This window comes from Pontibacter populi (assembly GCF_040278685.1).
Lineage (GTDB): Bacteria > Bacteroidota > Bacteroidia > Cytophagales > Hymenobacteraceae > Pontibacter > Pontibacter populi.
In genome coordinates, this window is sequence record NZ_JBEOKT010000021.1 from 36,525 (window position 1) to 49,225 (window position 12,701).

Here is a 12,701-nt window from a genome sequence, read left to right on the forward strand (position 1 = left end):
TTCCGATACCAGCGCCATGTTTCCGTCAAAACAAGTCTTTCAACTTTATTGGAGCACTGATATCACCATATATACCACTAATTTAATGCATTTTATTTTTACAGTATAAAACTGCTGCTAAAAATACCCCGTGTTACTAAAACAAGCAGGTCAGATCAAGCAGCTGCCAGCCTTCAGAGGGCTTTCTCATCATATAAAGTAAAACACGTAATTCAGCGGCTGTGGCTTAAAACAAACCAAAAATAACAAGAGGTAGTTCAGTTTAAAGTGCTATAATTTGTTAAATCAGATCAGTCGTTCTCATTGTCACCAAACCATTTTTTTAAGGCCATACTCCCGAGCAAAACACCGCCTAAGGCCACCGCTGTAGATAGTATCTCTTTTTTGTGCATACTCAGCCATAATTGCGGCGAGTCGTAGGTAGCTTCAGCATCAAAAGTGCCATGTGCACCGTGATCACCAGGGATTGGTGCCCATAAGTTGTTAGGGCGGTTCGGGTCTTCCGGAATATCAGTCTGTTGTCCTTTAAACCCCGTTTTTGCAAGCACCCAGTCGCCCAGTTCCGGGGCTAGCTTGTCGCCAACTATAGCCTGCACGGTAGGGTAACCTACATAAACTTCGCGGCGGTCGTTTTCGGCAGCGTAAACTATAGCTTTGGCCGCTACCTCAGGCTGAAAGATTTTGCCCATTGGTTTGGGTTTGTTCGGCAGGCGGGTCTTTACAAACTTAAACTGCGTGGTGTTCATGGCAGGAAGCTGAACCATTGTTGCCCGTACATTGGTCTTGTCGTGCATCAGTTCGGCCCGCAGCGAATCAAAAAAACCCTGGATTGCGTGCTTAGCCCCACAGTAAGCCGATTGCAGCGGAATGCCCCGGTATGCCAGCGCCGATCCAACCAATACTATAACACCATTATTACGGGGCAGCATGCGCTTTAACGCTGACAGGGTGCCATATACCTGGCCCAGGTAGGTAACCTCGGTTACGCGTTTATATTCTTCGGCCTGCATTTCCTTTATAGGGCTGAAAACACTGTTCATAGCATTGTTTACCCAGACAGTTATCGGACCCAGTTGCTTTTCTGTTTCTTCAGCGGCTTTCTCAATGGCATCCGCATCGGCTACATCAACTATAAAATAAGCAGCACGCCTGCCTAAAGCTTCAACCTCGGCCTTAGCACCTTTCAGGCCGTCTTCGCCGCGAGCCAGCAACGACACGTCGTAGCCCTCTTTGGCAAACTCCCTGGCAATAGACCTGCCCAACCCTGCTGATGCTCCCGTTACTACTACTACTCCTTTGCTCTTATTCTCATTTTCCATAGTTATTGTTCTTTAGGTTCTGCTTCTTCTATATGCACCAGGTAGGCGGTCAGTTTATCCCATTGTAATTTCTGCACACCGGCCCAGCCGCCTTCGGCTATCAGGGTGTTGGCAACTGCGCGGTCGCCGGCTTCTTCGCCCTGATTATTTATTGCTTCGTTACGACCGATCTCATAAGCGGTGATGGTACTGCCGTTCCGTTCTACCCGGAATGTGCTGCTTGCCTCTTTGGCGAAGAAGTGTTTTATCTCATCTTTTTCGTCGGGGGCAGGTTGGGGTTTACGGCTGGGGTGTACAACAAATTCGGCCATGTCCCCGTCCTGGTTCAGCTCGGTTATATGCACCCAGTTTTCAGGAGTAGGGCCCGGAAGTTCTATCCGGATGTAGTAGCCCGGCTTGTCTACAGGTTGTGTAAGCTTTACCCCGGTTTCACTAAAAAGTTCAAAAGTAGAATTGATGCCGGGTAGCTCAGACCAGCGGTTCACATCAAACAGTTTCTGGCGCGATCTTTCAAAAGCCTCCCTGGCAGATGCCTCATCTTGATAGCTGTTCTGGTTGGAATATTGCTTGTCTTTAGTGGCATCACCTGTTAAAACGGCGGCCTCTTTTTTTACTTTATTGATCAGGTCCTTCAGTCCCATAGTTCTCTCGTTAAGTGTGTTTTCCTGTAGCAGGACTTTAGAGTTACGCGGTCAACTGCGATGTGGTTAAATGAGGTAGCTTGAACTATGGTCCGGGTTTATAGCTTTAAGCCAATTTTTTAGACTATGACAAGTTGTCTTATATGGTGTATTAAGTTGTTTTATATCAGTATGTTTAAGTGGATTTGTAATGAGTAATGGTTTAAGATGTTGTTTAGCGTAATGTGCATTTATATATGGTGGTTATAGTATGTGTCTGCTGAATTATAGGCGGGTTTAGGTTATTTGAGAATAGAGCAGGTTTCAATGATGTGGTTAAAGGGGTTTTATCGATCTTATAAAATCGTTTATAGTTTAAAGCGTATATTTATTATAACTAATATATAAGTCTGATTAACAAGAAGCTAAACAATAGATGATGTACTGCGTTTTTTAGAGTATGATAAGCTGAAATGACTATGGAAACACCTATGCGAATGGAGGACATCTTTTCAGCCATTGGCCTGGTTGGTATTGTACTGGGAATTGCGCTGCTGATCCTGTATGTGTGGAGTATCGTGTGGGCGTACCGCGATGCGATCAGCCGTGGTAAGCCGGGCTGGTTGGTAGCGCTCATGGTGGCGTTGCTCTCCTGGCCGATCGGGTTACTAGTGTGGCTGGTTTTCAGGCCAACTATAGCGCAGCCCTATGACAGATAAAAAATGAGCAACCGGCGTGGTTGCTCTTTTACTTAGTTAAGTACAAATTGTTCGGCCTGCAAATGTTGGAGAATTATGTTAAAAACCTCTGTTGCCTGCAGCTCTTTTTGTGGTAATAGTTCCTTCTGTTTGGTCAGCAACACTGGCCATTCGGCTTTGTCTTCAGGCACCCTGCCATGCGAGCCTCTGATCAACGTGGCATCCAACGGTATCACATCCATCACTGTTCTGAAGCCGAGTTTCTTTTTCAGCAGCTTACCGCCCAGCACTGCTTTCGGGTACTTTATAGTTGGGTTGATGAACATCTCCACCGGGTCAAAGCCGGGCTTTTTGTGGATGTCTACCATGCGGGCGTAGTCTGGAGCTTTGGCGTCATCTAACCAGAAGTAGTAGGTAAACCAGGCACCTTTCTCGGCAATGGCTACCAGGTCGCCGCAGCGCTCGTGGGCCAGATGATACTTGTTTCGTTCCTCGCCAGCCAGCACTTGTTGTACACCCGGTACCTGCGCTATCAGCTCTTTTACAGCCTCCAGATCATTCGGGTCATTCACATAGATATGTGCTACCTGGTGGTCGGCTACCGCAAAGGCTTTGCTCACACCGGCATCCAGCAGCTCGGTACCCCGTTCATCACGCACGGCAATATAGCCCTTCCGGCGCAGCACGCGGTTCAGATGCACAGGCTTCTCTGCCGCCGAAATGCCGTACTCTGACAAAATGATCACTTGTGCACCTTTGTCCTCATAAAATGTGACGAGATCTTCTACTACCGCATCAATTTCCTGCAGGTCTTTGGCAATGCGTGCATCATTTGGGCCGAAGCGCTGCAGGTTGTAGTCCAGGTGAGGCAGGTAAATAAGCGTCAGGGTCGGGTCGTGCATGTCATCGGTGATCTTAGAGGCCTCTGCGATCCACTGGCTGGACTTGATAGACGTCATCGGTCCCCAATAATTGAACAGCGGGAATGCGCCCAATTTAGCTTGTAAGGTATCCCGTAAGTCGGCTGGCTGGGTATAACAGTCGGGTAGTTTGAGGCCATCGGCTAGGTACTGCGGACGTGGGGTTAGCGCGTAATCAGCACTGGAGTACATGTTATACCACCAGCACATATTGGATACCGTAAAGCCTGGGTCCATGGCTTTAGCTACCTCCCATATCTTAGGTGCCTGTATCAGTTTGTTTGACTGTCGCCAGAACTTTATCTCGCATTCGTCATTAAAATACCAGCCGTTGCCCACGATGCCGTGTTCTTCGGGCCATTTGCCGGTTAAATAAGTTGCTTGTGCCGAGCAGGTAACGGCAGGCATAGCGGGCTGTATAGTCGCCTGATTGCCTTGGTCAGACCAGCGCTTTAAAAAGGGAGTATGTTCGCCGATAAGGGAGCCGGAAAGGCCCACTACGTTTACAACTACGGTTTTACGCATTTTCTTTTATTTGTGTCTGTTGCAATACCCATTCCAGTTCGCGGACTATAGAAGTGGTCAGGTCAGTTTTAAGTCCTTCCGGCAGTACTTCCCAGGTATAAGTCTCTACTTCCAGGTGCTGCGTTAATTGGGGATGCTCTGCAATGTAGGTTAGCACTGTTTCCACATCGTCCTGGGTAGAGTTCAGGCCGATGTAGTTTTGGGTAAAGAGCGGTACATGGAAGTGTGTGCGCCACTCGGTGGCAGTTGGTTTCTGAATATGCTGCAGCGCGTAAGGAAGGTCGCTATAGTAGTTCAGCTTGCCAAACACATCGCGTTCCACTACCTGGTGCAGGTACGTTGATTCTGCAAAAGGCTGTAGTTTCTGGGCCAGGTCGGAGCGGGCTGCTTCGCCGGTAGGTAATTCGGTCTTTAAAGCGGCACTTAGTTGTATCTTGCCTATTTGTATGCCAGCGGCCTTTAGCTTTGCAAAAGTATCGGCAGGGGCTTCGTAAGCCAGCGCAAAGTGGCAAACGTCGTAGCAAACCCTGATATGGTTTAGCAATGCATGCACCGCTTCATCCGGCGACAGGCCTCTTGTACTGGTCAGGCGCTTGCAGCCAATATATAAAAGCCATTTCTGGTAAAAACTGATAACCTCCTGTGTATTCTCCAGCAAGCCGTCTGGTTCAGGCTCAATGTCAATATGTATATTTTTGCCTGTCGTTTCTTTCAAATAAATTAGCTCTTCTGTGAGCAGGGTCAGGTGCTTGGCGGCTGTTTTAAACACTTCATTAAAACGAACCTTGTTAAAGCCCAGCCATGGTTTGTAGGAGAGGGGCGATGTGGAAATACCACCTTCCATCCCTTCCGGCAATAGCTCAGCCAGAATGTAGGCCAGGCGTATCGTATAAGCCAGCCGGTTCTGGGTGGTCCAGTCCGGTTTATGCACGGCATCCTTAACTTCCTGGTGATGAAAGCCTCCGTAGGGGAAGCCGTTCATGGTAAACACATACAATCCTTCGGCATGCAGCCAGCTTTTAAACTCAGCTAAGTTATTGCCGATCAGGAGTTCCTGGCTCGCCAGGTTAGACAGGCGCAGGCCCACACCAAAAGGCGCCTCTGGCGATAACTGTTTTTTAACTTCAGGGAGGTATTGTTTCAGGCTTGCCAGCACATCTGCCCAGTTTTCGCCGGGGTGTATGTTGGTGCAATAGGTAAGGTGGGTGCCGTTTGGTAAAATCATGGCTAAGGGTATTATAAGGGTACTACAAGTTCTGTCTTTTTTGATTCAGATAAGATATTTGCTGAAAGTTGACGTTGTTTTTGTTGCAGGACTTTAACGGCCTCAGCAACTATAGTTTCGTCAATCTGATGCACTTCTATGCCGTGGCCTATCTCATCCAACAGCATGATGGTCAGTTGTCCGCCCAGGTGCTCCCGGAACTCGGTTAAGCCTCTTAAAATGCTCAGCTGGCCATTTTCTAAAGTTGAAAGATGTTTGGTATACAGGTCAAAGCCGAGTTTGTAGAGCAGATTCAGAATATCATCTGAGGCGTCTGCAGAAAGCATTCCGGTTAGTTTAGCGTACACTACATCCAGGGCAATGCCGATGGCAACTGCTTCACCGTGGCGCAAACTATAGTTGCTGAGCTGCTCCAGTTTGTGGGCGGCCCAATGGCCAAAATCAAGCGGACGCGATGAGCCAAACTCAAACGGGTCGCCGCCGCCAATGTGCTCCACGTGCATTTCGGCACAACGGTGTATCAGGCGGTTCATGGCGCGCATGTCGCGTTGTTTCAGTAAGCTGGCATCGGCTTTTATACTTTGATAGAAGCTGGCATCTTTTATCAACGCTACTTTAATTGCTTCGGAAATGCCGCTTCGCCAGTCACGTTCATCCAGGGTAAGCAAGAAGTTGCTGTCGTTGATAACCGCTACCGGGGGAGCAAAGGTGCCCAGGAAGTTCTTTTTGCCAAAGGCGTTCATGCTGTTCTTTACACCTACACCTGAATCGTTCTGTGATAAAACTGTAGTTGGGATACGGATAAGGCGGATACCACGATGCGCGATAGCAGCCGCAAAACCAGCCAGGTCCAGCACCGCGCCGCCACCGATTGCTACCAGGTAAGAATGCCTGCAAATGCCGTGTTGGTTGATGCTTTCCAGCACCTGTTGCAGCACTTCGGGATTGTTTTTACAGGCTTCACCGCCGGGTATGATAAGCGGTTTGGCAGCCAATGTCATTACATCAGCGTGTGTAGCAGTATAGTTCAGCATGGATTGCTGCAGAAACGGATGCGCTTCGGCTACGCCGCTATCTACTATAAAAAACACCTTGGCAGGTGCATGACTGCTTTGTTGCACCACATCGCGGAGCATGGCGTTCTCCTGCTCAAAAATATCTTCTGTAAAGTAAATGCCATACTCAAACTGCACGGCAAAAGACTGTTTAATTGCTCTCATAAGCCTAAACTATAGATCAGGTTACAGCGAAGCGTTTCGCCATAAACATAGATACTGGTAACAATAAAAGAACCGCCAGGCCGTACTGCCACCCGGCAAAACCTGCGGCAATGCTCGCATTCATCACGATCAGGGCCAAAATACCAGCTTTAACGGCACGCATAATAAACTGTGGCTCCGGCGACGGCATAGCCCGAAACAAGGGTGGAAAGACCAGGTACGCAAACAGCGCCAGGAACGGCAAACTATATACTAACGAAAACTGCGGCAATAAGGCTAAACTGGCAATTCCAGCAAAAACGATCAGGTATAAGGCCACCGCGCCTTTTAATGCTTTAGTACTGCCCCCATGCACTTCCCCGCGACTGATCATGGTGATAGCTGAGATATAAATAATAGGGATAAGGGCGATAAACCATAGTTGCTCCAGTGCAGCAGGTATGGCACTTACACCCAGCAGCAGGTTACCACCACGGCAACTGCCCATGTTTATCGGACCAAGTACAGGATGATGTTTCCCTTTCCAGTCGTAGAGCACAGCCAGGCTGGCAACTATAGCTGCGATGATCGCGCTAACTATAGAAACCTGCAGCGCAGCAACTACACCTATAGTTAAAAGCAAAGCTCCAAGTACAGATGCGCCGGTTATAGTTGCTTTTCCGCTGGGGATAGGGCGTTCCGGTCTTTCAACTCTGTCTAAATCAGCATCAAATACATCGTTAAACACCACGCCGCCGCCATACAAGCCTATTGTTGAAAGGATAAGCCAGGCCAGGATCTCAAAACCGTTTTCAGGAAAATTACCCCGAACATTGGTAAAAGTTAACACCACTGCACCCGATGCGGCAAAACCCATCAGGATGTCGGCAATAGCGGTTACAATGTTGGCTGGCCGCATCAGGCGTATGTATGCTCCGAATGTAGTCATGTTAACGGATAATGTTGGAATCAAAGATCGGGTTGGTTCTGATCTCGCCTATAGTTGGCAGCTGCCCGCCACGCAGGATAGAGTTGTTGAACAGCTTCTGGCTCTGATCTATCGTTGTATTCTCCAGCCAGTCGCTTTCCTTCATCTGTCCGCTTTGCCCGAACGAATCCAGCGCGTTCTGGTAGCATACTTTATGAATATCGGCGATACTAATACCTTTTTCTAACATTAACGAAGCTGTTTTAGGAACGGCAAGCGGGTCGCTGATGCCCCAGTCGGCAGCACTGTTCACGATAATGCGTTCGGAGCCATATTGCTTCACGATCTCCACCATGCGTTCGTTGCCCATTTTGGTGTTAGGGTAAATGGTAAAGGCTGCCCAGAAACCACGGTCCAGCACATCGCGCACGGTTTCTTCGTTGTTATGGTCTACTATCACCATGCCCGGGTCCAGTTTGTGTTCCAGAGCCACTTCCATGCTACGGATGGTGCCGGCTTTTTTATCGCGGTGCGGGGTGTGTATCTGAACCGGCAGGTTGGCTTCTTTGGCAAGGTCCAGTTGTAATCTATAGTATTTGTCTTCGGCAGCGGTCTGGTCGTCGTACCCGATCTCGCCAACACCCACTACGCCTTCTTTGCAGATGAACATCGGTAGCAAATCCATTACTTCTTCTGCCAGCGCTTCGTTATTCGCCTCTTTAGAGTTCAGACCGATGGTGCAGTAATGCTTTATCCCGAACTGACTTGCCCTGAAACGCTCCCAACCGATAAGGCTGCTATAATAATCTTTAAAAGAGCCAAGTTCCGTGCGGGGTTGCCCCAGCCAGAAAGCAGGTTCTATAATGGCCACAATACCGGCTTTCTGCATAGCTGCATAGTCGTCGGTGGTTCGGGATGTCATGTGAATGTGCGGGTCAATAAATTTCATTTGCAACGTGTTCATTAGCGTAAGGGATTTGGTTCGGGTGATAGGTTATATTAGGCTGTAATCGCTTTCTGGCCAATGTGGCTCCAGGTAAGCTGGCCTTCTCTGATCTTATGTTTTAACAGCGGGTGTTGGTCCAGTAAAGCCTGGGCTTCGGGGTAATTGCTCTGATAGCAGGTTAAGGCAGCAGCTTCGTGTTCGGTCTCGTTGTCGCTGGCAAAAAGCCTTTTAATATCTGAGACTATAGTTTCGTTGATATGAGGACCAATCGGTCTCCACAGTTCGGGTGTTACGGTGCGGCCGGCTGCCCAGCGCTCGTGCGCATAGTCCGACAGCATACGCGCCAGATCGGGGTTTGTGCGCTCGTCTAAACCGTAAATCCTGTTCAGCGACTTGCCAGTGAAGATCGTCTTCAGTACCATCTGGTTCCAGGCAGCTTCTGAGAAGTTCTTAAAAGGGTAGGGGTTGTCCAAAGCGATGGCTTCGTACACGTTCCCCATATTTGTCCGGATGCCTTCAGTTGCCTGGTGTACAAACTTGTCGGGGTGAGGCAACAGCGGCAAGGCTGCATACAAAGCTACCAGTTCTCCCATATCGGCGGTGCCAAACAGCTTCAGTATGGTTTTGCTATAGTTGTCGGCATCATCGCCTGACAGACCTAGCAGTAGTATAGTTCTGGCTAGTTGGTCTGTAGTCCAGTTGTCTGGTTTAAAACCCTGGCGTAATTGATTTGCCTGGTCTAACTCTTCAGATGTCGGATTTAAAGGGGCTTTTCCTACATAACGCGGCGCGGCGCTGAAGGGCAAGTATATCTCCTTGCCTGTTTGAGACGATTGTACCTGTTTTTGTTTTTCTGTTAGCCATTGGGTAGCTTCGGAAGTAGCATATTGGCTAAACAGTTGTTGCAAAAAAGCGATAGTGGTTGGTAGAAGTTTGCTATACACTGTTTCGTTCGGTTAGGTATCAGATCGGTAGGCGGCAACATGACTTTACTTTACCAGTGCCGTAGTTTGTACTGTGACAGGTAAAAAGGATGGTTGCCGACTATATTAAGTTTTGACTAAGTACGACTACAAAACCAGAAGGTTGAGATAATTTGTATTAACTACAACCCTTGTTATAGGCAAAATTGGATTTAAATAGGGGAAAACCTATATAGTGGCTTGTACGAAAAGATTTAACCGGAAATAACTTGTGAAAAGATAGTATAAAACTGATGATCAAACCTACGAAAGCAGAAGTTGCTGCTGCACAGAACAGGACCATTCGTGATGTGATTGCGCCTGATCTGGGTGTGCTCTTTTGTGGAATCAACACGGGTTTGTATTCTGCCGCTACGGGTCATCATTTTGCTCGCCCCGGCAACAGGTTCTGGCCTACGCTTTACCGGTCAGGTTTTACGCCACGCCTATTTGCGCCCGATGAAGAACTGGAACTGATCTCGCTGGGGTATGGCATTACCAATATAGTGGATAGGGCCACGGCGTCAGCAGCAGAGGTAACTATAGAAGAACTAAAACAGGGTGGTATTAGCTTAAAGCGTAAATTACAGGTATTCCGGCCAAAAGTGCTGGCAATTTTAGGGATCTCTGCTTACCGTACTGCTTTTAACCAACCTAAAGCTATACTTGGCCGCCAACCGGATTTAATTGCTGAAACTATAGTTTGGGTGTTGCCGAACCCCAGTGGCTTGAATGCGCATTTTCCGCCGGTAAAGCTGGCTGAGGTGTTCAGGGAATTTAGGGATGAGTTGAAGCTTTTGGGGTTGATGGATTTATAAATGCTGGCGCGAGTCTCCAGACTCGTGACATACGATGGTGTTGAGTCTCCTGACTCAACTGGCCCGCCTGGGACAAAGCCAGTAGCAGCTTTGGCTATATTTCTATAGTTAACGTTGTCCAACCACCCCCAACCTTCAGAGCTACGCTCGCTACCTTCGAAATCTCTTCTCTGTAGTCTAAGGCGGGGAGTTTTTCTGCCTTTTACTTTGTCATCTCGAACAGCGTGAGCGATCTGGTATGGTTTAACATCCCCCTTCGCCCCCTTCAAAGGGGGACTTTCTGCTAATGCTATAGTTGAAGTCATAGTTCTATAGTTTCAGCCTATCGAGCGGATAGGTCGCGACCTGTCCCTACGGAAATACAGCCATGATGAATCTCGGAGCTTATAGAATCAAACTATAGATGGATGGTTGCTATGAGAAACGAATCAGTCTTTGGGTTGAGCGCCTTGTGAATATCTGGTGCCTGTAGGGCATTGCGAGGCACGAGCAAAAGAGATTCGCACAGCGCGATGCCCAACGACGGGGCCTCCCGGCCATGAGGGCACCAAAGCGGATTTGAAACGATAGGTAACTAAAGCTCCCAGGATGAAGAGTGGTTTGAAACTACAGCTTGGTTCAAGTTGGAAGAGATCTAACTATAGAACTCAGATTTCTCCTGACGTCGAAATGACAAAGAAGGAACTATAGGACAATTAAGATCCCTCGGTTGATGCTCGAAATGACAAATGAATAACACAAAAAAGCCGCTTTGCGATAAACAAAGCGGCTTTTTAAATAAGTAAACTATAGTTTAGTAACTATAAAGCTTCTCATAATACTCATGCGCCATACGGTCTGAGCCGAAGAACGGTAACACATCTATCATACTTTGCTTCATAATTCTCAGCCACGTACCTCGATCGTGATAATAAGTAGGAATGATCTCGTGCTCCAGGATATGCATCAGGTTATGATGGTCTTCTGAATCCTGCAGATGCTCCGGCAAGTTGGTATCCACTATAGGTAAAATAAAGCTGTTCTCGCCGTGGCGGGCATATTCAGGTAACCAGCCATCCTGAATCGAAAAGTTTATTGATCCGTTCATAGAGGCTGTCATGCCACTGGTACCGGATGCTTCGCGCGGACGACGTGGCGTATTTAGCCAGATATCCGAACCTTGTTTCAATTTACGTGATAGCTCCATTTCGTAACCAGACAGAACGGCCATGTTCGGCTGCTTTCTGGATAAATGAACCAGCTTGTTAAATGTGCTGACAGCTCCTTCATCAAAAGGGTAAGGCTTACCAGCCCAGATAACCTGCACCGGGCGCTCGCTGTGATTGATGATCTCCAGGAAACGCTCAAAATCACGAACCAGTAAATCGGCACGCTTATAGGCAGCGAAACGACGGGCCCAAACGATGGTCAGCACTTCCGGATCAAACAGTTTACCCGTCTGGTCGGCTACTACTTTAAAGAGCAGGTGCTTCATTTCCTTTTTGCGAACTAGCAGGGCGTTATCGTTGCCAGCCTGAAGGGCATCCCAGATATCGTCGTCGGTCCAGTAATTGGCATGTTGGGCGTTGGTGATGGCTTTTATTTCGCAGATACCATGGTTTTCATCCCACATCTGCCTGGCTACTTCGCCGTGCAGCTGCGATACACCATTAGCTACCTTAGAAAGTCGGAGAGCAGCCAACGTGTGGTTAAACAAATGGCCTTCCATATGGGTTAGCTTGCGCACTTCTTCCAACGGGGTGCCATTAAAGAAGCTCATCCTGTCCAGGAAATTGATATCGTGCTCTTCGTTACCTGCTTTTTCAGGGGTGTGCGTGGTAAACACCATGTGCTCGCGCACTTTTTCTACGCTTCGGTATTTATCAAGTAACGAGAAAGATAGCGGCAGGGCATGGGCTTCATTCAAGTGATAGATATCTGCTCCGCCTAGTGCTTCCACTACTTTGCCGCCTCCTATACCCAGCACAATGCTCTGTGCAATTCGGGTACTTACCTCCGGATCGTATAAACGGTGCGTTATAGTTCGGGCAAGGTAATCGTTCTCAGCAATATCCGTGGTCAGGAAATACATGGGTACTGTACCGAATATCTCAGGTTTAAGCGCGAGGGCTTTTACCTTTACCGGGTGATTGTTCACCAGAACGGTAACTGTTATATCGGTCTCCTCCAGAAACGAGTAAAACTTTTTCTGAAACTGGGCCCGCATGCTCTGGTCGTCGTGACGAACCTGGTCGTAGTAACCATATTTCCAAAGCATCCCGATTCCAATCAGGTTCTGGCGAAGATCGTGGGCGCTGCGCATATGCGAACCAGCAAGAAAACCCAACCCCCCTGAATAGATCTTAAAAGCCTGATCTATGCCATACTCCATGCTGAAGTAGGCTACTCTCTTATTGTATTTTTCGTCAATATCGTACGGGTGGTACCACCTGTTGTATTGTGTCATAAGCTCAAAATTTAATTGAAAACCAACAAGTCAGCGCTATAGTTTCTGTAAGTGAAACAAACCCGAAATGTTACTTTTCTGCCTTAATAAAATTC

The 12,701-nt window shown here is 48.0% G+C and carries 11 protein-coding genes; 2 read left to right on the forward strand and 9 right to left on the reverse strand.

Going from position 1 to position 12,701, the window contains the following annotated elements; translation table 11 throughout:
• Positions 1–290: 290 nt before the first annotated feature.
• Together ABS362_RS17230 and ABS362_RS17235 are read right to left on the reverse strand one after the other, a co-directional pair.
• Positions 291–1,319 carry an SDR family oxidoreductase gene (locus ABS362_RS17230; protein WP_350414019.1) on the reverse strand — a complete coding sequence of 343 codons (1,029 nt, stop codon included), beginning with the start codon at positions 1,317–1,319 and terminating at the stop codon, positions 291–293.
• A 2-nt stretch (positions 1,320–1,321) separates the two neighbouring features.
• Positions 1,322–1,960: a hypothetical protein gene (locus ABS362_RS17235; protein ID WP_350414020.1), complete on the reverse strand. Its 639-nt coding sequence runs from the start codon at positions 1,958–1,960 to the stop codon at positions 1,322–1,324.
• A gap of 458 nt (positions 1,961–2,418) precedes the next feature.
• Between ABS362_RS17235 and ABS362_RS17240 the strand changes: the two genes are divergently transcribed.
• Positions 2,419–2,658 carry a hypothetical protein gene (locus tag ABS362_RS17240; RefSeq protein WP_350414022.1) on the forward strand — a complete coding sequence of 80 codons (240 nt, stop codon included), beginning with the start codon at positions 2,419–2,421 and terminating at the stop codon, positions 2,656–2,658.
• Between the two features lie 32 nt (positions 2,659–2,690).
• Here ABS362_RS17240 and ABS362_RS17245 read toward each other — a convergent pair whose 3' ends face one another.
• From ABS362_RS17245 to ABS362_RS17270, 6 genes are read right to left on the reverse strand one after another with little or no spacing between them, the layout of a single operon-like run.
• On the reverse strand, positions 2,691–4,082 hold the full coding sequence (locus ABS362_RS17245; protein ID WP_350414024.1) for an alkaline phosphatase family protein: 1,392 nt from the start codon (positions 4,080–4,082) through the stop codon (positions 2,691–2,693).
• Positions 4,075–5,307 (reverse strand): metabolite traffic protein EboE, encoded by a 1,233-nt coding sequence (gene eboE, locus ABS362_RS17250; protein WP_350414026.1) that lies wholly within the window; start codon positions 5,305–5,307, stop codon positions 4,075–4,077. Before eboE ends, ABS362_RS17245 begins: the two co-directional genes overlap by 8 nt.
• A gap of 11 nt (positions 5,308–5,318) precedes the next feature.
• Positions 5,319–6,527 carry a 3-dehydroquinate synthase gene (locus ABS362_RS17255; protein ID WP_350414027.1) on the reverse strand — a complete coding sequence of 403 codons (1,209 nt, stop codon included), beginning with the start codon at positions 6,525–6,527 and terminating at the stop codon, positions 5,319–5,321.
• A gap of 16 nt (positions 6,528–6,543) precedes the next feature.
• Positions 6,544–7,455, reverse strand: a complete 912-nt coding sequence (eboC, locus tag ABS362_RS17260) for a UbiA-like protein EboC (RefSeq protein WP_350414029.1) — start codon at positions 7,453–7,455, stop codon at positions 6,544–6,546.
• A gap of 1 nt (position 7,456) precedes the next feature.
• Entirely contained in the window at positions 7,457–8,383 is a 927-nt protein-coding gene (locus ABS362_RS17265; protein WP_434086531.1) for a TatD family hydrolase, read from the reverse strand.
• 50 nt (positions 8,384–8,433) lie between these two features.
• On the reverse strand, positions 8,434–9,288 hold the full coding sequence (locus tag ABS362_RS17270) for an EboA domain-containing protein (protein WP_350414030.1): 855 nt from the start codon (positions 9,286–9,288) through the stop codon (positions 8,434–8,436).
• Between the two features lie 308 nt (positions 9,289–9,596).
• On the opposite strand from ABS362_RS17270, the gene mug reads away from it, so the two are divergent.
• Positions 9,597–10,160 (forward strand): G/U mismatch-specific DNA glycosylase, encoded by a 564-nt coding sequence (mug, locus tag ABS362_RS17275; protein WP_350414031.1) that lies wholly within the window; start codon positions 9,597–9,599, stop codon positions 10,158–10,160.
• Positions 10,161–10,953: 793 nt separating this feature from the next.
• Here mug and glgP read toward each other — a convergent pair.
• On the reverse strand, positions 10,954–12,606 hold the full coding sequence (glgP, locus tag ABS362_RS17280) for an alpha-glucan family phosphorylase (protein ID WP_350414033.1): 1,653 nt from the start codon (positions 12,604–12,606) through the stop codon (positions 10,954–10,956).
• Positions 12,607–12,701 lie beyond the last annotated feature (95 nt).